Here is a 19652-nt window from a genome sequence, read left to right on the forward strand (position 1 = left end):
AAAGGGCGCTAGTTTCAGTCAGAGAAAGGTGAGTTTTGTAGAGGGGCGGGCAGGAGTTTCAAGCAGTTTCGGAAGGGGATGTCGCGCCGTTTGGAGGTTTCTTACAGGGCTTTCCGGGATTTTTGGCTTGCAGTGACTTAACAGCAAAACAGGTGAGTGGTGTGGGTCGAGCTGGCGTGTGGTCAGTTGCCAACAGGCCGACTCACACACCGCTCAAAAATCGCCTCCAACCCCCGGTAATCACACGCCACCGCATCAATATTCGCCGGTATCCACGCCGCGTGTTTCACCAGCCACCAGTTCACCGAAAACCCGGCGTTGACGATGATCTGTTCGAACAAGATCCGTTGCGCCCGGCCGTTGCCTTCGCGGAAGGGGTGGATGACGTTGAGGTCGCCGTAGGCCTCGGCAATCCGCGTGATCAGCTCAGCCTGACTCACGCCCACATACCAGTTGGCCTCTTGCATACGCCGGATGATCTTCGCCGCTTCCGGTTGGATGCGTTCCGGGGTGCAGAACAGGGTGTCGCCTTTCTGGATGTTGACGCTGCGCAACTCGCCGGCCCAGTCGTAGAGGTCGCTGAACAGGGTGCGGTGGATGTGTTGCAGGCGGTCGAGGTCGTAGGGCGGAGGGAAGAGCGGGAGGTTGCCTACGGCGATTTCGGATAGTTCCCGCTCGGCTTGGTGCAGGCGGGCTTCGTCGTGCAAATCGAGGCGGTTGCGCAGCACGCTGCTACCGGGATAGCAGTACGGATCCTGGCCCACCCCGTATTTGTCGAGCATCAGCGTGGGGTGTTGCGGTACTTGGCGAGGACGGCTTCGCGGGTCGGCAAGGGTTTGTCGACGTCGGCGGGTTGGGTGTCGAACCCTTCCAGGCGCAGGCTGGCCAGGTAATTGGAACGGCGGATCTTGTGGTAGTGATCCTGTTTTTGCTCAAACGTCGGTTCGCTCATGGCAGCGTACTCCTGGGTAGCAAGGCTTTATTGTAGCGCAATGCTTCAGAGGGTAGCCCGGAGAAAAAATCACATCAACGCGTCCCGGTGGGGGCATTGTCTGTTTGCGCTATGGCTACGGGCGCGAGGCGGCGTCGAGGTCCATCAACCCCCGGCCATAGGCTTCGCTGTTGGCATAGATACCCGTTCGATTCGCCGTACTGAGCAGGCGCTCACGCACTTGTTGCGGTGTCATCTCGGGAAAGCGACTCTGCAATGCCGCCAAGGCACCACTGACCAACGCCGCGGCCGGCGAGGTGCCGGCGGTGGGTCCGTAGCTGCCATCCTTGTTGGTGGTCAATAACCCTGCGCCACCATCGCCCCCGGGCACCGCAATGCACCAGCGTGCCGCGAGGCCGCAATAATTGGATTTGAGATTGATGGCCGTGCCGTCGTTCTTGAGGGCCATGACGGCTATCCAGCCTTTCTCCAGTTCCGGCACCAGCGCTGGCAGGCCGGGTTCGGCGAGCGGCTCACGCTTGACCTCGTTACCTGTTGAAAAGACGAATACAGCACCTTCGCCCACCAGTTTTCTTGCCACGTCCAACGAGTCACCCATCAGGCGCTCATAGATGGGAACCTCGTTGGTGTTGGCTTCAATGGGGTTCGCCCATGAATTACTGAAAATGCGTGCCCCCTTGCTATAGGCCAGCTCCCAGGCCTGGGCGATCTCGCTGTCGAAATAGAACGGCTCCTTGTCATCACCGAAACGCATGGGGATCAGTTGGGCGTTGAAGGCGATGCCATGGATGCCCTGGTCGTTCTTGTTGGCGGCGAGAATGCCGGCCATCTGGGTGCCGTGGCCCTTGATGTCGAGGGTGCCTGGCTGCTGTGTCACGAAGTCATAGCCTGGATCGGCCACGCGCCCGTGGAACTCGGGCAGTGCCTGGTTGAGCCCTGAGTCGATCAGCGCGACTTTAACGCCCTGGCCGGTGCCGCCCCGCGCGTAGAGGGAGGATGCTTTTACAATGGGCAGGGCTTTTTGCTCGAAGTATTCGGGCGTTTCAAAACGCTGTGTATCCGGTTCAGCAGGTATTGGGGCGGAGGCGCCTGCGCAGCCCAGCAGCAATAACGACAGCGTGAACACGACGAGGTGTTGCAGTGAAAACAGTGTGCATCGAGACATCCACGACTCCTTGTCGGGGGTAGGTGATCTGGCGTGTTACTGTCTGCGTTTTTGCGCGGGCTTGCTGGTTTTCTCTGTATCAGTTTGTAGCGTTTATCCCCGACCTTTTCTTGATCGCTGATCTATGTTTTTGATTCCTTCAGCGGTCAACGGAGTGACAGCCTATGCACGACACCCTCCAGCAGGTTTTTGGTTATCCACAGTTTCGTCTGGGTCAGGAAGAGACGGTCAGCGCCGTGCTGGCCGGCCGTTCGGCAGCGGCTATTTTTCCAACGGGGTCGGGCAAGTCCCTGTGTTATCAGCTGTCGGCGGTGCTGCTGCCGCACCTGACGCTGGTGGTGTCACCGCTGTTGGCGCTGATGCAGGACCAACTGGGTTTCTTGCAGCGCCACGGTATTTCGGCGGGCAGTATCGATTCGGCCCAGAGCCGCGAGGACGCCAATGACGTGATGGCCCGCGCGCGTTCCGGCGAGTTGAAGATTCTGATGATTTCCGTTGAGCGCCTGAAGAACGAGCGCTTTCGTAACTTCCTGCAAAGCGTGCAGATCTCGCTGTTGGTGGTGGACGAGGCGCACTGTATTTCCGAGTGGGGCCACAACTTCCGTCCGGATTATTTGAAGCTGCCGGACTACCAGCGTCAGTTCAATATCCCACAAGCCCTGCTGTTGACGGCTACCGCGACGCCAAAGGTGATTGCCGACATGCAGGCGAAGTTCGCCATTGCACCGGACGATGTGGTCACCACGGGCTTTTACCGGCCCAATCTCAACCTGTTGGTGGAGCCGGTCAGCGGTGCGGACAAGCGTCGACGGTTGGTGCAATGGATGGGCGAGCGCGCCGATCAGCCGAGTATCGTCTACGTCACCCTGCAGAAAACCGCCGAGCAGATTGCCGAGCATTTGAACCGCAACGGCATCCAGGCCGAGGCCTACCACGCCGGTTTGCCTCACGATAAACGCGAGGGAATCCAGCAGCGTTTCATGGGCGGGCGCTCCAATTGCATCGTCGCCACCATCGCGTTTGGCATGGGCATCGACAAAAGTGACATCCGCAATGTGGTGCACTTCGACCTGCCCAAGTCCATCGAGAACTACAGCCAGGAAATCGGCCGCGCGGGGCGTGATGGGCAACCGTCCGATTGCCTGGTGCTGGCCAACCGCGACAGCCTCAATGTGCTGGAAAATTTCGTGTACGGCGATACGCCGGAGCAGGAGGGCATTCGCCGGGTGCTCGACGAGTTGCAGGCCGCGCGAGGCGATGGGCAGTGGGAGTTTTTGCTCAGGTCTTTGTCGGACCACAGCAACATCCGCGAGCTGCCGCTGAAGACGCTGCTGGTGCAGTTGGAGCTCAAGGGCGTGATTGCGCCGCGTTATGCGTTTTATGCCGAGTACCGTTTCAAGTACCTGATCGAACCCGAGGCTTTGCTCGCACGTTTTACGGGTGAGCGGCAGCAGTTTGTCGCGGCGATCATCCAGGTGTGCAAGCGGGCCAAGACCTGGGCGACGGTGGATTTTGACGCGCTTTATCAACAGCACAATGCCGAGCGTAGCCGGGTGGTGAAGGCGCTGGATTACTTCCAGGAGCAAGGCCTGATTGAGCTTGAGAGCAAGCAGATGACGGAGGTCTACAGCTTGCTTGATACCGATTTTGATCCACAGGCGCTGAGCACCGAGTTATACACAGGCTTCAAGCAGCATGAAGTGGGTGAGGTTGCACGGATTCACGCCATGCTCGATCTGTTCGCCACCGAGCGTTGCCTGGGTCAACGCCTGGCGCAGTATTTCGGCGATGAAAACGCGCCCCAGCGTTGCGGGCATTGCTCGGTGTGCCACGGCCACGTTGCGCACCTTCCGCCACCGCCAGGTTTGCCGCCGCTTGTGGATAAAAACTTCATGGGGCTGTGCGGTGATTTTATCCACAGGCATCATGAACACACCGGCCATTTGCCTGGGGCGGAACGCCTGACGCGTTTCCTCGGCGGCATCAGCGTGCCGTTGTTTACCAAGTTGAAGGCGCGGGGTATTCCAGGCTTTGCTGCGCTGGAGGATTATCCGTACGCCGAGGTCCGCGAGTGGGCCCAGGCCCATCTGAATGACCTGTAAACCCATTTCACGAGACTTGCCCATGTCTGATTCAGTGCCACAACGCGCCGATTACCCGCACTTCCAGCCGATCATTACGCGCTGGCACGACAACGATGTGTATGGTCATGTGAACAACGTGACTTACTACAGCTTTTTCGACACGGCGGTGAATACCTACCTGATCGAGCAAGGTGGGCTGGATATTCATGACGGTGAAGTGGTGGGATTCGTGGTGAGTTCGGCGTGCGATTATTTCGCGTCGATTGCCTTTCCCGAACGCATCGAGATCGGCCTGCGGGTTGGCAAGCTGGGCAATAGTTCAGTGCAGTACGAATTGGCGGTGTTCAAGCAGGGTGAAGAAGAGGCCTGTGCGGCGGGGCGCTTTGTGCATGTGTTTGTGGAGCGGGGTTCGAACCAGCCGGTGACGATTCCGGGGACGTTGCGCGAGGCGTTGCAGCGGTTGGTGGTGTAGACGCGAACGCCTACACCCTCAGGCCTTAGCGGTGACGGTAGTGATGCTTGTTCTTGCGATGGCCATAGGCATGACCGCGGCCACGGTGATCATCGCGGTCATAGCGACGGTTATCCCGCCCACGGGAGCGACGATCATCGTCATCGCTCTTGTTGCCCATGTAGTTACCCAGCGCGCCACCAGCACCGCCGCCGGCCGCTGAGCCGATCAGTGCGCCAGTGCTACCGCCGACACTGCGGCCCACTACGTTGCCACCGGCCGCGCCCAAGGCGCCACCAATGGCCGCTTCGCCACGGCTGCGTTTGTCCGCACCCACCGCGCTGCCGCCTGCGCCGCCCAGGGCTGCGCCGATGGTCGAGCCGGTGTTGCCGCCGATCGACTGGCCAACAACCGAGCCTAGAACCCCGCCCAATGCGCCGCCCACACCGGCTTCGGTGGTGCCACTGGCCATGGCTGCGCCACTGACCAGGCCAAGGGACAACAAGAGAATCGAGGAGAACTTCATTAGGGGAGACCTCAAGGGGATGACGGCGCGATCCTGAGGCTGTATCGGGGTGGTGACAATAGAAATCCGACCAGTAACACGAGTTGTACACAATTCGCTAAGTTACTGTTTTTGTTGGGGAACTTAAGTTGTTTTTGTGGGTCATTAACTACTTCGGAATGGCCGCTTTTATGCAAAAGCGGCCTTTTTTGTGCCCGAAGATTTATGCAGAGCGCGCCATGATCAGCCCATTGTCACTCGCCGCTTCCAAACGGATCGCCACGAACTTCGACGTCGGCGTATGGCTGCCATCCCCTGTGCTTTCCAGCGGCACCAGTGGGTTCACTTCCGGGTAATAGGCCGCAGCCTGTCCAGCCGGAATATCAAACGCCAGCAGGGTGAAGCCCTTCACGCGGCGCTCGCGACCGTCTTCCCACAGCGACACGATGTCGGCCTTCTGTCCCGGCTTGAAGCCCAGGCGGATGATGTCGGCTTCGTTGACGAACAGCACGTCACGCTGGCCCTTGACCCCACGGTAGCGGTCGTCCAGACCATAAATGGTGGTGTTGTACTGATCGTGGGAACGCATCGATTGCATGATCAGGTCGGGCACACGACCGGTCGCATGAGTGCGTTCGTGGATCAGGTCCTTGGGCAGGATGTTCGGACGGAAGTTGGCGCGGCCCGACGGGGTGTTCCAGCGGCGTGCGCCTGCGGAGTTGCCCAGGTAGAAGCCGCCCGGATTCTTGATCTTCTCATTGAAGTCCTTGAAACCCGGAATGGTGTCGGCAATCAGGTCGCGGATGCGCCCGTAATCGGCCACCAGCCAGTTCCAATCCACCGGTTTGCTGCCCAGGGTGGCGGCAGCGATACCGGCCAGAATCGCAGGCTCTGACTTCATCAGCTTCGACAGTGGCTGCAACTGGCCGTTGGAGCCGTGGACCATGCTGAACGAGTCTTCCACCGTCACCGCTTGCGGGCCGTCGGCCTGGATGTCGATGTCGGTACGGCCCAGGCACGGCAGGATCAGCGCGTCTTTGCCGTGCATCAGGTGGCTGCGGTTGAGCTTGGTGCTGATCTGCACGGTCAGGTCGCAATTACGCAGGGCTTCGAAGGTGCGCGGGCTGTCCGGCGTGGCTTGGGCGAAGTTGCCACCCAGGCCGATAAACACCTTGGAGCGGCCTTCAAGCATGGCGTGAATCGCTTCGACCACGTTGTGGCCATTGACGCGCGGCACCTGGAACTGGAAGCGCCGTTCCAGGGAGTCGAGGAACGCCACGGGTGGACGTTCGTTGATGCCCATGGTGCGGTCGCCCTGCACGTTACTGTGGCCACGCACTGGGCACAGGCCGGCGCCTGGGCGGCCGATGTTGCCGCGCAGCAGCATCAGGTTGGCGATTTCCTGGATGGTCGGCACCGAATGGCGGTGCTGGGTGATGCCCATCGCCCAGCACATGATCACGTTCTTGCCTTTGGCGTACATGCGCGCCGCTTGCTCGATCTCCACCAGGGTGAGGCCGGACTGTTCGACGATTTCATCCCAGGAGGTGTCGTCGATCTTGCCCAGGTAATCCAGCACGTTGGCGGTGTGTTCGTTGAGGAAGTCGTGGTCAAACACGGCTTCTTTGCCTTCGGCCTGCGCCTGGCGTTCCCACAGCAGCAGGAACTTGGCCATGCCGCGCAGGATGGCCATGTCGCCACCCAAGGCCGGGCGGAAGTAGGCGGTGTTGGTCGGTTTGTCGCCGTTGGTGAGCATTTCCAGCGGGTGTTGCGGATGCTGGAAGCGTTCCAGGCCGCGCTCTTTCAGCGGGTTGATGCACACAACCTGGGCGCCACGCTTGACCGCCTCGCGCAGCGGTTCGAGCATGCGCGGGTGGTTGGTGCCGGGGTTCTGGCCCCAGACGAAAATCGCATCGGCGTGTTCGAAGTCATCAAAGGTCACGGTGCCTTTGCCGACGCCCACGCTTTGCGCCAGGGCAACGCCGCTGGCTTCGTGGCACATGTTCGAACAGTCGGGGAAGTTGTTGGTGCCGTAGGCGCGCACGAACAGCTGATACAGGTACGCCGCCTCGTTGCTGGCGCGGCCCGAGGTGTAGAACTCGGCCATGTCCGGGCTCGGCAGGGCGTTGAGATGCTTGCCAACCAGGTCGAAGGCCGCTTCCCAACTGATGGGCGTGTAGCGGTCGGTTTCAGCGTCGTAGCGCATCGGCTCGGTCAGGCGGCCTTGGTATTCCAGCCAGTAGTCGCTTTGCTCCAGCAGGGCCGTCACGCTGTGTTTGGCGAAGAATGCCGCGTCGACGCGACGCTTGGTGGCTTCCCAGTTCACCGCCTTGGCGCCGTTCTCGCAGAACTTGACCATGCCGCTTTCCGGCGAGTCGCCCCAGGCGCAACCGGGGCAGTCGAAGCCGCCGTTCTGGTTTGTCTTGAGCATCATGCGCAGGTTTTTCAGTGCGTTGTCGCTGGTCAGCCAGGCCTGCGCCACGCTGATCAGTGCGCCCCAGCCGCCGGCTGCGCCCTTGTAGGGCTTGTAGCGCGGGGTCGGGGTTTGGTCGGCTTGGTGGTGCTGGCTCATGGCTGGTTCTCCATCGCAGGGCTGTAGACCCGCGGCGCACTTTTCTGCGGCAGGTGGATGAGATTGAGGTTATGCCGGCGGGCCCATTGCAGGGCCAGTCCGGTGGGTGACGACAGGCTGACCAGGGTCTGGATGCCCGCGCGCAGGACCTTCTGGATCAACTCCAGGCTGCAACGGCTGGTAACAATCGCCAGGCCGCCTTCGGTCGGAATCTTTTGGCGAATCAAGGCGCCGATCAATTTATCCAGGGCGTTGTGCCGGCCGATGTCTTCCCGGCCAAGCAACAACTCGCCCTGGCCGTTCATGAACACGGCCGCATGCACGGCGCCGCTGTATTGGCCCAGGGGCTGAAAGGCGCTGATACGTTGGCGCAGGCCATCCAGCCACTCGGCGGGCGGCAAGGGCGCGCCGGGCAATACCTGTAAGTCTGGCAGGGCCTGTTCAACGGCTTCCACGCCACACAAGCCACAGCCGCTGGTGCCGGCCAACTGGCGGCGCTGCTGCTTGAGGTTCCAGAAGGCGCGGCTGGAGATCTGCACCTGAGCGTATTGGGCTGAGCCCGAGCCGCTGAGTTTCAGATCATAAATATCGCTAACGTCGGCGATAATGCCGCTACCGATGCTGAAACCGACAATAAAGTCTTCCAAGTCCGTCGGCGTCACCAGCATCACCGCTTGGCTGATGTCGTTGTAGGCAATCGCCAACGCCACTTCTTCCGCCAAGGCTGTGCTGGCGGATTCTGTGTGTTCGAGATTGCAATACTGGTAGCTCTGGCTGGCGGCGGGCGCTGGCGTTTCGAGAGCGGGCGCCGCGCAGACTGGGCGCTTGGCGTTCATGGGGCAGTACCACCGGCGGATTGATCAGTGTTTAGACTAGGCGCGACAAAGCGTCGCGTCTAATTGCCAGTACTGATCTACCGATAGATGACGTCGATCAAGATTCGTTTTGCGATTTCTGATACAGCGCGAAACACGCCTCGGCCAGTGCTGAGCGCGGCGCGCTGCGGCGCATGATCAGCCCCAGGCGTGCGAGGGTGTGGGCGTCCTCGATCGGCTGCAGGCGCAGGTGTTCGGTGAGTGCGTCCAGGCCCCCATCCAGCGGCATCACCGCGCAACACAATCCACCGTGCACGGCTTGTAACAATTGATGGACGGCGTCGGTCTGCAGCAGCGGTTGCGGGTTGAGCCCACGGCTGTGGAAGTTGTGGTCGATGGATTGGCGAAAGTGCATGCCGCTGGTGAGCATGCCCAACGGCAGTTCGATCAGCGCCTCCCAGCTCAACGGCGTGTCACCGAAACTGAAGAAGCGCTGGTCGTAGAGCAGGCCCATGCGGGTTTCGCCCAAGGCCAGCGAGTCGAAGCGCTCGTTGTCCAGGCGTTCCAGGTAGGACACACCTAGGTCCAGCCGGTTACTCGCCAGTTGTTCCAGGATCTGCTCCGAGCTGAGCGCGGAGAGCTCAAAGCGCAGGCTGGGGTGTTCCATATGCAGTTGCTGCATCAAGGCCAAAGGATCAAAGCTCGACAGCGGCACCACGCCCAGGCGCAACGTACCCACCAGGTTGCCGCGACAAGCCGCCGCCTCGGCCTGCAGGCCGTCATACGCCGCCAGCACCGTGCGTGCCCACGCCAGCACGCGCTCGCCGGGTGCGGTAAAGCCTTCGAAGCGCTGGCCACGATTGACCAATGGCAGATCAAGCTCTTCCTCAAGGTTGCGCAGGCGCATCGACAGGGTCGGCTGGGTGATGTGGCAACGCGCCGCCGCCTGGCCGAAGTGACGGGTTTCGTCGAGGGCGATGAGGAATTTCAGCTGTTTGATGTCCATCTTCGCTCCAGGGCTTATTCCAATGGCGGGGGGATTCTAGCGCGTTTGGGTCTTTGGCCGGGCCGGAACCCAAATCCGTAGGACTGGTCTAGTCTTGGGCATCTGGAACTCAAATCCCAAGGAGAGCGCACTATGAGCATTTTCAGCTTTATCAAGGAAGCCGGCGAAAAGATTGTCGACCTGTTGACGCCGGGTAACGCAAACGCCAGCGAGCAGTTGAAGGACCACGTGTCCAAAGTGGGTCTGGGTAATCCGAATGTGCAGACCACAGTGGATGGCGACAAGGTGACCGTGACCGGTGAAGTCGCCACCCAGGAAGAGAAAGAGAAGATTTTGCTGGCGCTGGGCAATATCGCCGGTGTGGCCAGTGTGGATGACCAGATCACCGTATCCGGCCCGGCCGTGGCGGCCGCTCGTTTTGTCGTGGTGAAAAAGGGCGACACCCTCAGCGCGATTTCCCTGGCGGTGTATGGCAACGCCAACCAGTACAACAAAATCTTCGAGGCTAACAAGCCGCTGTTGTCGCACCCGGACAAGATTTACCCAGGGCAGACTTTGCGTATTCCTGAGTAAGCAGCACGCTGTAGGGGCGGGCGTGCCTGCTCCTACAACCCGATAATCAGCTCGCGATAATCCCCCACTGCTGCAAACTCCGCCGTGTCCTTTGGACCCTTCTGGCTGTCTGGCTCCTTCACCGCCAGCAAATGCCCGACGCCAAACGCCTGGGCGCTGCGCAGGATCGGCAAGGTATCGTCGATAAACAGACTGCGGGCCGGGTCGAAGTGGATGTCGGCTTGCAGGGCATCCCAGAACTGCGGGTTTTCCTTGGCGAAACCGTAGTCGTGGGAGCTGATCAACCGTTCGAAATACGGCGCCAGTTCAATGCGTTCCAACTTCAATGACAGCGAATCACGATGAGCGTTGGTGATCAGGATCACACGCTTGCCGGCCTGTTTGATTGCCGCCAGGAAGGTGTCGGCGTCCGGGCGCAGGGCGATCAGGTGGGCGGTTTCCAGCTTGAGTTCGCGTACCGGGATCTTCAGTTCCGCACTCCAGAAATCCAGGCAATACCATTGCAACTGTCCGGCGTTACGCTCGAACAGAGGCTGCAACTCCATTTGCGCCATGGCCCGGCTTACTCCGTGCAACTCGGCGTAGCGCTGGGGCAGGTGCTCCATCCAGAAGTGGTTGTCGAAATGCAGGTCGAGCAGGGTGCCGTCCATGTCCAGCAGGACAGTGTCGATGGCGTGCCAGGGCAAAGAAGGCATGGGGCGGTCTCATGTAAGTAAAAATATCCGACACAGACAATCGGAAAAGCCACGGTATAGTAACCCGATCACGCCAAGGAGCCGCTCATGCGCCAGAAACCCACCGTCCTCGCCCGCGAAATAGTCGCCAGTAGCCGTTTGTTCCGCGTGGAGGAAGTGCAACTGCGCTTTTCCAATGGCGTTGAACGGACCTACGAGCGCCTGGTGGGCCGCGGTGCCGGTTACGGCGCGGTGATGATCGTGGCAATGATCGACGCGGAGCATGCGTTGCTGGTGGAAGAATACTGCGGCGGCACCGACGAATATGAAGTGTCCTTGCCCAAGGGCTTGATCGAACCTGGCGAAGACGTACTGGCCGCCGCCAACCGCGAGCTCAAGGAAGAGGCTGGCTATGGCGCGCGGCAGTTGGAACACCTCACCGAACTGTCGCTGTCGCCAGGCTACATGAGCCAGAAAATCCAGGTGGTATTGGCCACCGATCTCTATGAAGAGCGCCTGGAAGGCGATGAACCTGAGCCGATGCGTGTGGACCGGGTCAACCTGCGCGAGCTGTCGATGCTCGCGCAAAACGAGCAATTCAGCGAAGGCCGTGCCCTGGCTGCGCTGTACCTGGTACGAGACCTGTTGACCCAGCGTGGAGCGTTTAGCGCATGAGCGAACTGTTTTTAGGCCACCCGTTTATTGCCCCTGTGATCGAACTGGCTCGCCAGGCCGGTGAAGTGATTTTGCCATACTGGCGTGCCGACGTGGCCGTGACCTCCAAGGCTGATGATTCGCCCGTGACGGCAGCGGATCTGGCTGCTCATCACCTGATCCTGGCCGGCCTGACCGCGCTGGACCCCAGCATTCCGGTGTTGTCCGAGGAAGACGCCGACATCGACCAGAGCGTGCGCGCCGGCTGGCAGCGCTGGTGGTTGGTGGACCCGCTGGACGGCACCAAGGAATTTATCGCCGGCAGCGAAGAATTCACCGTGAACATCGCCCTGATCGAGCAGGGCCGCGTGGTGTTTGGCGTGGTGTCGATGCCCACCAGCGGCCGTTGCTACTTCGGTGGCGCTGGCCTGGGCGCCTGGCGTTCGGATGTGAATGAAGCGCCCAAGCAGATCCAGGTGCGCGAGGCACCCGCAGCAGGTGAGTCGTTTACCGTGGTGGCCAGCCGTCGGCATACCAGCCCGGAGCAGGAGCGTTTGCTCGACGGCTTGAGCGAGGGCCTGGGCGCATTGAAGTTGGCGAATATCGGCAGCTCGCTGAAGTTTTGCCTGTTGGCTGAAGGCAGTGCCGATTGCTACCCGCGACTGGCGCCGACGTCGCAGTGGGACACCGCTGCAGCCCAGGGGGTGCTGGAAGGCGCGGGGGGCGAGGTGCTGGAGTTGAGTGGTGCGCCGTTCAGCTATCCGGCGCGGGCATCGTTGTTGAATCCGTTCTTTCTGGCATTGCCGGCGAAGGCGGCTTGGCGTGAGCGGTTGCTGACGCTGGCCCGTTCCTGAGGCCACAGCAGATCAAACTGTGGGAGCGGGCTTGCTCGCGAAGGCGGAGTGTCAGTCACTGAATGTGTATCTGACACACCGCTTTCGCGAGCAAGCCCGCTCCCACATTCGGTTTTGTGCAGTGGCGGCTAGCGGTGCAGGACGTATTGACCGGTGAAAGCCACTGCTCTTTCCTCACTGCCCTCATTCACAACCCACGTCTCCAGCGTCAACCGCGCGCGGCCATAGCGCTTGTAGGTCGCCAGAAACCGCTTCCATACCTTTTCCTCGGGTGCTGCGCAAATCGCGGTCGCATCCCGCGTGACCGGCAGCGGATAGCTGATCTGCCCTTCCTGAATCACGATATGCCCGTCTTCAATCCCTTCTTCCCGCAACTGCAAGTGCAGCCAGCCCCAACCCGCCAGCACCGCGCCGCAATACAGACTGCCGCCGAACATGGTGCTCTTGTGGTTGATGTTGGCTTGCAAGGGCAGATGCAGTTCCAGCCGCCCCTGTTGCCAGTCGAGCACCTTGAGGCCCATTTCCCGGGTGAGGGGGATGTCGTGGTGAAGGATGGATTCCAGGTAACGGCTGTCGCGGTTCATGGGGGCCTCTTGGCGGGTGGGGGCTGTCATTCGTCGTCGCTGCTTTGGTTGGCGAAGTTCAGGCCATGCTTGCGTAGCTTGTCGTGCAGGGTCTTGCGCGGTACGCCCAGGGCTTCGGCGAGGCTGCGCATGGAGCTGTGGGGACGGGTCAGTTCGGCGGCGATCAGGCTTTTTTCGAACTGCTCGACTTGTTCGCTCAGACCGCCGGGCGTGGAGGTCAGGACACCGGCCGATGGATTGTCCGGCGTATTGTCCAGCGCCAGTTCCAGGCCTAGCGCAAAACGTTCTGCAGCATTCTGTAGCTCACGCACATTGCCCGGCCAGCTATGGCGCAGCAGCAGCGCGCGCTGACCGGGTTGCAGTTCGTGCAGCGGCAAACCGTGGCGGCTGCTGGCCTCATCGGCGAAGTGCTGGAACAACATCAGCGCATCCTCGCCCCGCTCACGCAGCGGCGGAATACGCAGCGGCGCGACGTTGAGGCGGTAATACAAGTCGGCACGAAAACGGCCCTGATCGGCCGACTGGCGCAGGTCTTCCTTGGTGGCGGCGATGATGCGGATATCCAGCGGGATCAGTTGATTGCCGCCCAGGCGCTCGACCACCCGCTCCTGCAACAGGCGCAAGAGTTTGACTTGCACATCCAGGCTCATGCTTTCGATTTCATCCAGAAACAAGGTGCCGCCGTTGGCGAATTCGAACTTGCCGATACGGCGTTTCTGCGCGCCGGTAAAGGCGCCGGGTTCGTGGCCGAACAGTTCGCTTTCCACCACGGACTCGGCCAAGGCGCCTGCGTTGATCGCCACAAACGGGCCGCTGCGGCGGCTCGACAAATCATGCAGCGCGCGCGCCACCACCTCTTTGCCGGCGCCGGTTTCACCGAGGATCAGCACATCGGCCTTGGTCGCGGCCAGGGCACCGATCTGCTCGCGCAGGCGCAGCATTTGCGGCGAGTGGCCCACCAGGCGCGTGCTCAGTTGCTGGCGGTCGCTGAGAGCCAGGCGCAGGCTGCGGTTGTCCAGCACCAGCCGGCGCAGGGCCAGGGCGCGGCGCACGCTGTCGAGCAGGGCGTCGCTGGCAAACGGTTTTTCCAGGAAGTCATAGGCGCCGGCGCGCATGGCTTGCACCGCCAGTGGTACGTCGCCATGGCCGGTGATCAGCAGCACCGGCAGGTCTGGGTCCTGGCCATGCAGTTCGGCGAGCAGCTCCAAGCCGTCCATGCCGGGCATGCGGATGTCGCTGACCACCACGCCCGGCCAGTCCCGCGACAGGCGCGCGGTGAGGCCGGTGGCTTCGCCCAGGGTCAGGACCTTCAGCCCGGCCAGGTCCAGGGTCTGGCACAGGGCCTGACGCAGGTGTGGATCGTCGTCGATCAACACCACCTGAATCTGGTTATCGATACTCATACACTGCGGTCCTCGGACGGTTGCAGACTGACGCCCGGCGCACCGGCACGCAATTTCAAGGTTAACAGCGCGCCGCCTTCCTTGTGGTTGGCAAACAGCAGTTCGCCGCCAAAGGCACGCATCAGGGTGTCACAGATTGCCAACCCCAAGCCAAGCCCCTGGGTGCGGGTCTTGGTGGTGTAGAACGGCTCGCTGGCGCGGCCCAGGGCCTCCATGCAAAAGCCCGGGCCGTTGTCGCGAATGTACAGGTTGACGCCCTGTTCGGTGGTTTCGGCACTCAGCCAGAGCTTACGCGGCGGGCCTTTTTCGGTGAGGGCGTCGAGGGCGTTGGCCAGCAGGTTGCCCAGCACCTGGCGCAGGCGGGTTTCACCGGCCTGGACCCACAGCGTCGCTTCGGGCAAATCGCGGATCAGCTCGACCTCCATCGACCGCCGCCGCTTGGCCAGCAACGCCAGTGCATCATCCAGGGCCGGTTGCAGGGCCACACTCTCGGGCGCATGGCGGTCGCGGCGGGCAAAGGCGCGCAGGTGGGCGATGATCGAGGCCATGCGCCCGGTCAACTCGCTGATCAGCTTGAGGTTGCCTCGCGCATCGGTGGTGCGTTCATGGTCGAGCAGGATTTCAGCATTCTCTGCATAGCTGCGAATCGCCGCCAGGGGCTGGTTGAGTTCATGGCTGATGCTCGCCGACATGGTGCCCAGCGCCGACAATTTGCCCGCCTGCACCAGGTCATCCTGGGCGCGTACCAACTCCTGCTGGGCGTGCTCGCGCTCCAGCACTTCCTGTTTCAGGCGCCGGTTGAGGCCTTCCAGATCACTGGTCCGCTCCACCACCCGCGCTTCCAGCTCTCGACGGGCCTTGGCTTCGAACGCAATGCGTTCCAGGTAATGGCGGCGACGTTGCATCATCAGGCCCAGCAGCAACATCAACACCAACAGCGTAGCGCCGCCCACGGCGACCACCGTGCGCACCGGACGGTTGATCAGCGAACGCGGCGCGAGGATCTCCACGTTCCAGCCGGTTTCGGCGATGGCCGTGGATTGGCGCAGCCAGGCGGTGTTGCTCAGGCTCAGCGGCTGTGGGTCGCGGGTCGGGTAGGGCTGGATGGCGATGATGGCCTGGCGTTCTTCAGCCGTCAGTGGTCGGGTGGCACGGAATCGCCATTGTGGGCGTGAGGTCAGGATCACCACGCCATTGTGGTCGGTGACCAGCAGTTGCTCCGGGGTGTTGCCCCACAGGCTTTCGGTGTGGTCCAGGTCGACCTTGACCACCAGCACGCCGATGATCGTATCGCCATCGCGCACGGCGGCGGCGAAGAAGTAACCGCGCTTGGCCGAGGTGGTGCCCAACCCGAAAAACCGCCCCAGGCGTCCGTCCATGGCTTCGCTGAAATACGGCCGGAACGAGAAATTACGCCCGACGAAGCTGTCTTGCTTGTCCCAATTGGACGCCGCCAGTGTCTTGCCGGTGGTGTCCATCAGGTACATCACCTCCACCCCGGCCTGGGCGGCGACGTCCTTGAGCAGCAGGTTGGCGTTGACCAGGTTGGTGCTCACCCCAGGCGCATCCAACGCGGTGCGCAGGGCGGGCAGGTCGCCAAGAATCTGCGGCAACACCTCATAACGGTGCAGGGTGCCGAGCAGGTTGGCCACGTACAGGTCGAGGGTCTGGCGGTTCTGGCCGGCCAGTTCGCTGCGGTAATAACGCTCGGCCAGGTGCTCCAGCGGCCACAGCAGCGGTGCCAGGCACAACGCCAACAGGGCGAGGCTGCGCCAGCGGGGTCTACGCGGGAGGGGTGGAGTCATGGGAGTCGTGCGCCTGAGGGTACAGGCGCATTATGCCTAGTGCAGCTGTGCAAGACACTCGCGCAATGCGTCTTGCCAGTGGGGCAGGCTGACGTGCCATTGCTGCTGCAGGCGGCTGCAATCGAGACGCGAGTTCAGCGGGCGCTTGGCGGGTGTTGGATAAGCGCTGGAAGGGATCGGCTCCAGTTCGGCGCAGGCCTTGCCCTGTTCGCGCAGGTGCTCGCCAATGGCCTCGGCAAAGCCGAACCATGAGGTTTCGCCTGCGGCGCTCAGGTGATAAATGCCCCATTCCCCCGGTTCGCCGGCTTGCCAGCGCTCAATCAATGCGCGCGTGCTGTTGGCAATGCTGCCGGCCCAGGTCGGTGCGCCGATCTGGTCGGCAACGATGCGCAGTTGTGGCTTCTCCTGCAGCAAGCGCTGCATGGTCAGCAGGAAATTCTTGCCGTGGTTGGAGTAGACCCAACTGGTGCGCAGGATCAGGTATTGGCCGCCGACGGCCGCAATGGCCTGCTCGCCGGCCAGTTTGCTCTGGCCGTAGACGCCCAGCGGGTTTGGCGGGTCGGCTTCGGTGTAGGGGGCCGGCTTGCTGCCGTCGAACACGTAGTCGGTGGAATAGTGGATCAGCGGGATGCCCAGGGTCTTGGCTTCCTCCGCGAGAACGCCAGGGGCAATGGCGTTGATCGCGAAGGCGGCGTCCGGCTCGCTCTCGGCCAGATCGACAGCAGTGTGGGCTGCCGCGTTGATGATCAGGCCTGGACGATGGTTGCGCACTTGCTGGCGAATGTGGTCTACGTTAGCCAGATCAAGCTGGCTGCGGCCCAGAACCACGAGTTCGCCCAGGCCTTGGAGCCGAGTTTGCAGTTCATGGGAGACTTGACCGTGTTGGCCGGTGATGAGGATTTTCAAAGGCGCGGTCATGGAAACAGATCCGCATCTCTGAGGTTTTTGCCGTTTTGATCCTTGGCCGACAAAGTCGGGGCACCGCTGAGTTGCCAGTCGATATTGAGTTCTGGATCATCCCAGCGGATACAGCGTTCGGCAGCGGGCGTGTAGTAGTCGGTGGTCTTGTAGAGGAACTCAGCGTATTCGCTGAGTACCACAAAACCATGGGCAAACCCCGGAGGAATCCAGAGCTGGCGGCTATTGTTCGCCGATAACCGCACCCCTGCCCACTTGCCGAATGCCGGTGAACTGCGGCGGATATCGACCGCGACATCCAATACTTCCCCGGCAGTCACACGCACCAGCTTGCCTTGGGCGTGTTCGACTTGATAGTGCAGGCCCCGCAACACGCCTCGTTGTGAACGTGAGTGGTTGTCCTGCACAAACTCTTGTTGCAGCCCGGTAGCGTGGGCAAAGTCCCGGGCATTGAAACTCTCATAGAAAAAACCGCGTTCATCGCCAAAAACCTTCGGCTCGATGATCAAAACACCGGGCAACTCAGTGGCGGATACATTCATATGGATTATCCCCTGCGAGGGTGAACAAGTATTGACCATAGCCGGTCTTGCCAAAATATTTGGCCCGTTCCAGCAAGTGCTCACGATCAATCCAGCGATTCTGGTAAGCAATTTCTTCCAGGCATGCCACTTTCAGGCCCTGGCGATGTTCAATGGTTTGCACATACAGCGAGGCTTCCAGCAGGCTGTCGTGGGTGCCGGTATCGAGCCAGGCGAAACCTCGGCCGAAGCGTTCCACATGAAGGTCGCCGCGCTTGAGGTAGGCGTTGTTCACGTCCGTGATCTCCAGCTCGCCGCGGTGCGAGGGCTTGACTGCCTTGGCGATGTCGATCACGTCGTTGTCGTAGAAGTACAGACCGGTCACGGCATAGCGTGACTTCGGCTTGAGAGGCTTTTCTTCGATGGAGAGGGCGCGGCCGTCCTGGTCGAAATCGATCACGCCAAAACGCTCCGGGTCCTTGACCCAGTAGCCGAAAACCGTGGCGCCGGACGGGCGTTTGGCTGCTGCCCGTAGTTGATCGCCGAAATACGCACCGTGGAAAATGTTATCGCCCAGGATCAGGCAGACAGGGTCAGTGCCTATGAATTCTTCGCCGATGATAAATGCCTGGGCGAGGCCATCGGGAGAGGGCTGCTCCGCATAGCTGAACCGCACGCCAAACTGGCTGCCATCCCCGAGCAGGTTGCGGTACTGGGGCAAATCCACCGGGGTGGAAATTATCAGGATGTCCTTGATGCCCGCCAGCATCAGTACCGAGATTGGGTAGTAGATCATCGGCTTGTCATACACCGGCAGCAATTGCTTGGACACGCCCAGGGTAATGGGGTGCAAACGTGTACCGGAGCCGCCGGCCAATACGATTCCCTTCATCATGCAATCAGATCCTTCATGTCGGTATTGCCCAATCGTTCACCCTGATAACTACCGTCCTGCACCCTGCGGCACCACTCCAGGTTATCGAGGTACCACTGCACCGTCTTGCGTAGACCGGTCTCGAAGGTTTCCTCAGGAACCCAGCCTAGCTCACGTTCGATCTTGCTGGCATCGATTGCATAACGCTGATCGTGGCCTGGGCGATCTTTGACGAACGTGATCAGATCAGTGAATTTCTCGACACCGGCCGGGCGTTGCAGCGCCAATTCTTCCAGCAAGCCGCAGATACCACGGACCACATCGATGTTCTTCTGCTCGTTATGGCCGCCGATATTGTAGGTCTCGCCTACCACACCTTCCGTCACCACTTTGAACAGTGCGCGTGCGTGGTCTTCGACGAAGAGCCAGTCGCGCACCTGCAAACCATCACCATAGACCGGGAGCGGCTTGCCTGCGAGTGCGTTGAGGATTACCAGCGGAATCAGCTTCTCCGGGAAGTGGAACGGCCCGTAGTTGTTCGAGCAGTTAGTCAACAATACCGGCAGGCCATAGGTTCGATGCCATGCGCGCACGAGATGATCGGACGCTGCCTTGCTTGCAGAGTACGGCGAGCTGGGCGCGTAGGGAGTGTTTTCGGTGAACAGGTCATTCACGCCGTGCAGGTCACCGTACACCTCGTCGGTGGAGATGTGGTGGAAGCGGAATGCGCTTTTGGCCGGTTCTGCCAACCTGTGCCAATAAGCGCGGGCAGCTTCCAGCAAACTGTAGGTGCCGACAATATTGGTCTGGATAAAGTCCGATGGCCCGTCAATTGAACGGTCGACATGGGATTCGGCCGCCAAGTGCATGATCGCCTGGGGCTCAAAACGCTCCAGTACGGCGCTGACAGTGGCCTGGTCGATGATGTCGGCCTGGACGAACTCATAACGACTGCTGGACGCGATGCTGGTCAGCGATTCCAGATTGCCCGCGTAGGTGAGTTTGTCCAAGTTGAGCACTTCGTGCTCGGTGTGTTGAATCAAATGACGGATGAGGGCGGAGCCTATAAACCCAGCGCCGCCGGTGATGAGAATGCGCATGTCGGGGGCCTTTTCCTTAGACAGACATTAAGCGAATGAAGCATAGCTTGAGTTGTGCGGTGAGGTGGTGCAAGCGCGGCATGCCTCAGGGGTTGCCTAATCCCCCTGAACAATGGCGATATACACGCCTAAAAAAGCCGAG

At 61.0% G+C, this 19652-nt stretch carries 20 protein-coding genes; 5 read left to right on the forward strand and 15 right to left on the reverse strand.

Going from position 1 to position 19652, the window contains the following annotated elements:
- Positions 1 to 182 precede the first annotated feature (182 nt).
- The 3 genes from HX823_RS06635 to HX823_RS06645 form a co-directional block, all read right to left on the reverse strand.
- Entirely contained in the window at positions 183 to 782 is a 600-nt protein-coding gene (locus HX823_RS06635) for a putative adenosine monophosphate-protein transferase Fic (protein ID WP_177074444.1), read from the reverse strand.
- Positions 782 to 952, reverse strand: a complete 171-nt coding sequence (locus tag HX823_RS06640; RefSeq protein ID WP_016979054.1) for a YhfG family protein — start codon at positions 950 to 952, stop codon at positions 782 to 784. Before HX823_RS06640 ends, HX823_RS06635 begins: the two co-directional genes overlap by 1 nt.
- A gap of 115 nt (positions 953 to 1067) precedes the next feature.
- Positions 1068 to 2117, reverse strand: a complete 1050-nt coding sequence (locus HX823_RS06645; RefSeq protein WP_177074445.1) for a S8 family peptidase — start codon at positions 2115 to 2117, stop codon at positions 1068 to 1070.
- 164 nt (positions 2118 to 2281) lie between these two features.
- Between HX823_RS06645 and HX823_RS06650 the strand changes: the two genes are divergently transcribed.
- Entirely contained in the window at positions 2282 to 4219 is a 1938-nt protein-coding gene (locus HX823_RS06650; protein ID WP_177074446.1) for an ATP-dependent DNA helicase RecQ, read from the forward strand.
- Positions 4220 to 4241: 22 nt separating this feature from the next.
- Entirely contained in the window at positions 4242 to 4673 is a 432-nt protein-coding gene (locus tag HX823_RS06655) for a thioesterase family protein (protein ID WP_038845158.1), read from the forward strand.
- Between the two features lie 25 nt (positions 4674 to 4698).
- On the opposite strand, the gene HX823_RS06660 is transcribed toward HX823_RS06655, so the two are convergent.
- The 4 genes from HX823_RS06660 to HX823_RS06675 all read right to left on the reverse strand — a co-directional run bounded on the left by HX823_RS06660 (position 4699) and on the right by HX823_RS06675 (position 9550).
- Positions 4699 to 5178, reverse strand: a complete 480-nt coding sequence (locus HX823_RS06660; RefSeq protein WP_177074447.1) for a glycine zipper domain-containing protein — start codon at positions 5176 to 5178, stop codon at positions 4699 to 4701.
- Positions 5179 to 5380: 202 nt separating this feature from the next.
- Complete coding sequence (locus HX823_RS06665; RefSeq protein WP_038845155.1) at positions 5381 to 7729, reverse strand: FdhF/YdeP family oxidoreductase; 2349 nt, start codon at positions 7727 to 7729, stop codon at positions 5381 to 5383.
- Positions 7726 to 8565 (reverse strand): formate dehydrogenase accessory sulfurtransferase FdhD, encoded by an 840-nt coding sequence (gene fdhD, locus HX823_RS06670; RefSeq protein WP_177051761.1) that lies wholly within the window; start codon positions 8563 to 8565, stop codon positions 7726 to 7728. Before fdhD ends, HX823_RS06665 begins: the two co-directional genes overlap by 4 nt.
- Before the next feature lie 97 nt (positions 8566 to 8662).
- The gene (locus HX823_RS06675; protein ID WP_177074448.1) at positions 8663 to 9550 is read right to left on the reverse strand and encodes a LysR family transcriptional regulator; all 888 of its coding nucleotides are present in this window, start codon (positions 9548 to 9550) and stop codon (positions 8663 to 8665) included.
- Positions 9551 to 9682: 132 nt separating this feature from the next.
- Here HX823_RS06675 and lysM point away from each other — a divergent pair, with 132 nt between their 5' ends.
- The gene (lysM, locus tag HX823_RS06680; RefSeq protein WP_033898718.1) at positions 9683 to 10123 is read left to right on the forward strand and encodes a peptidoglycan-binding protein LysM; all 441 of its coding nucleotides are present in this window, start codon (positions 9683 to 9685) and stop codon (positions 10121 to 10123) included.
- Between the two features lie 32 nt (positions 10124 to 10155).
- Here lysM and yrfG read toward each other — a convergent pair whose 3' ends face one another.
- On the reverse strand, positions 10156 to 10818 hold the full coding sequence (gene yrfG, locus HX823_RS06685) for a GMP/IMP nucleotidase (RefSeq protein WP_177074449.1): 663 nt from the start codon (positions 10816 to 10818) through the stop codon (positions 10156 to 10158).
- A gap of 87 nt (positions 10819 to 10905) precedes the next feature.
- Here yrfG and nudE point away from each other — a divergent pair, with 87 nt between their 5' ends.
- Positions 10906 to 11472 (forward strand): ADP compounds hydrolase NudE, encoded by a 567-nt coding sequence (nudE, locus tag HX823_RS06690; protein ID WP_177074450.1) that lies wholly within the window; start codon positions 10906 to 10908, stop codon positions 11470 to 11472.
- Complete coding sequence (gene cysQ, locus HX823_RS06695) at positions 11469 to 12305, forward strand: 3'(2'),5'-bisphosphate nucleotidase CysQ (RefSeq protein WP_177074451.1); 837 nt, start codon at positions 11469 to 11471, stop codon at positions 12303 to 12305. The genes nudE and cysQ overlap by 4 nt, the downstream gene beginning before the upstream one ends.
- Positions 12306 to 12433: 128 nt before the next feature.
- Here cysQ and HX823_RS06700 read toward each other — a convergent pair whose 3' ends face one another.
- From HX823_RS06700 to rfbB, 7 genes are read right to left on the reverse strand one after another with little or no spacing between them, the layout of a single operon-like run.
- Positions 12434 to 12889, reverse strand: a complete 456-nt coding sequence (locus tag HX823_RS06700) for a YiiD C-terminal domain-containing protein (protein WP_038842151.1) — start codon at positions 12887 to 12889, stop codon at positions 12434 to 12436.
- Between the two features lie 26 nt (positions 12890 to 12915).
- On the reverse strand, positions 12916 to 14292 hold the full coding sequence (locus HX823_RS06705) for a sigma-54 dependent transcriptional regulator (RefSeq protein WP_033898710.1): 1377 nt from the start codon (positions 14290 to 14292) through the stop codon (positions 12916 to 12918).
- On the reverse strand, positions 14289 to 16097 hold the full coding sequence (locus HX823_RS06710) for an ATP-binding protein (protein ID WP_033898706.1): 1809 nt from the start codon (positions 16095 to 16097) through the stop codon (positions 14289 to 14291). Before HX823_RS06710 ends, HX823_RS06705 begins: the two co-directional genes overlap by 4 nt.
- A gap of 36 nt (positions 16098 to 16133) precedes the next feature.
- Positions 16134 to 17015 carry a dTDP-4-dehydrorhamnose reductase gene (gene rfbD, locus HX823_RS06715; protein WP_177074452.1) on the reverse strand — a complete coding sequence of 294 codons (882 nt, stop codon included), beginning with the start codon at positions 17013 to 17015 and terminating at the stop codon, positions 16134 to 16136.
- Complete coding sequence (rfbC, locus tag HX823_RS06720) at positions 17012 to 17557, reverse strand: dTDP-4-dehydrorhamnose 3,5-epimerase (RefSeq protein WP_038842144.1); 546 nt, start codon at positions 17555 to 17557, stop codon at positions 17012 to 17014. Before rfbC ends, rfbD begins: the two co-directional genes overlap by 4 nt.
- Complete coding sequence (gene rfbA, locus HX823_RS06725; protein ID WP_177074453.1) at positions 17538 to 18431, reverse strand: glucose-1-phosphate thymidylyltransferase RfbA; 894 nt, start codon at positions 18429 to 18431, stop codon at positions 17538 to 17540. Before rfbA ends, rfbC begins: the two co-directional genes overlap by 20 nt.
- Positions 18428 to 19510 (reverse strand): dTDP-glucose 4,6-dehydratase, encoded by a 1083-nt coding sequence (gene rfbB / locus HX823_RS06730; protein WP_038842140.1) that lies wholly within the window; start codon positions 19508 to 19510, stop codon positions 18428 to 18430. The genes rfbA and rfbB overlap by 4 nt, the downstream gene beginning before the upstream one ends.
- Positions 19511 to 19652: the final 142 nt, after the last annotated feature.

Source organism: Pseudomonas sp. P7759 (genome assembly GCF_013386445.1).
GTDB lineage: Bacteria > Pseudomonadota > Gammaproteobacteria > Pseudomonadales > Pseudomonadaceae > Aquipseudomonas > Aquipseudomonas azotoformans_A.

Excerpts from the sequence above, each read along its gene's own strand:
- HX823_RS06640 (WP_016979054.1), bottom strand. The coding sequence starts at position 952 with ATGAGCGAACCGACGTTTGAGCAAAAACAGGATCACTACCACAAGATC.
- yrfG (WP_177074449.1), bottom strand. The coding sequence starts at position 10,818 with ATGCCTTCTTTGCCCTGGCACGCCATCGACACTGTCCTGCTGGACATG.
- cysQ (WP_177074451.1), top strand. The coding sequence starts at position 11,469 with ATGAGCGAACTGTTTTTAGGCCACCCGTTTATTGCCCCTGTGATCGAA.
- HX823_RS06650 (WP_177074446.1), top strand. The coding sequence starts at position 2,282 with ATGCACGACACCCTCCAGCAGGTTTTTGGTTATCCACAGTTTCGTCTG.
- HX823_RS06710 (WP_033898706.1), bottom strand. The coding sequence starts at position 16,097 with ATGACTCCACCCCTCCCGCGTAGACCCCGCTGGCGCAGCCTCGCCCTG.
- rfbD (WP_177074452.1), bottom strand. The coding sequence starts at position 17,015 with ATGACCGCGCCTTTGAAAATCCTCATCACCGGCCAACACGGTCAAGTC.
- HX823_RS06675 (WP_177074448.1), bottom strand. The coding sequence starts at position 9,550 with ATGGACATCAAACAGCTGAAATTCCTCATCGCCCTCGACGAAACCCGT.
- HX823_RS06705 (WP_033898710.1), bottom strand. The coding sequence starts at position 14,292 with ATGAGTATCGATAACCAGATTCAGGTGGTGTTGATCGACGACGATCCA.
- HX823_RS06635 (WP_177074444.1), bottom strand. The coding sequence starts at position 782 with ATGCTCGACAAATACGGGGTGGGCCAGGATCCGTACTGCTATCCCGGT.
- HX823_RS06645 (WP_177074445.1), bottom strand. The coding sequence starts at position 2,117 with ATGTCTCGATGCACACTGTTTTCACTGCAACACCTCGTCGTGTTCACG.
- nudE (WP_177074450.1), top strand. The coding sequence starts at position 10,906 with ATGCGCCAGAAACCCACCGTCCTCGCCCGCGAAATAGTCGCCAGTAGC.
- HX823_RS06700 (WP_038842151.1), bottom strand. The coding sequence starts at position 12,889 with ATGAACCGCGACAGCCGTTACCTGGAATCCATCCTTCACCACGACATC.
- rfbC (WP_038842144.1), bottom strand. The coding sequence starts at position 17,557 with ATGAATGTATCCGCCACTGAGTTGCCCGGTGTTTTGATCATCGAGCCG.
- fdhD (WP_177051761.1), bottom strand. The coding sequence starts at position 8,565 with ATGAACGCCAAGCGCCCAGTCTGCGCGGCGCCCGCTCTCGAAACGCCA.
- rfbB (WP_038842140.1), bottom strand. The coding sequence starts at position 19,510 with ATGCGCATTCTCATCACCGGCGGCGCTGGGTTTATAGGCTCCGCCCTC.
- rfbA (WP_177074453.1), bottom strand. The coding sequence starts at position 18,431 with ATGATGAAGGGAATCGTATTGGCCGGCGGCTCCGGTACACGTTTGCAC.
- HX823_RS06665 (WP_038845155.1), bottom strand. The coding sequence starts at position 7,729 with ATGAGCCAGCACCACCAAGCCGACCAAACCCCGACCCCGCGCTACAAG.
- lysM (WP_033898718.1), top strand. The coding sequence starts at position 9,683 with ATGAGCATTTTCAGCTTTATCAAGGAAGCCGGCGAAAAGATTGTCGAC.
- HX823_RS06655 (WP_038845158.1), top strand. The coding sequence starts at position 4,242 with ATGTCTGATTCAGTGCCACAACGCGCCGATTACCCGCACTTCCAGCCG.
- HX823_RS06660 (WP_177074447.1), bottom strand. The coding sequence starts at position 5,178 with ATGAAGTTCTCCTCGATTCTCTTGTTGTCCCTTGGCCTGGTCAGTGGC.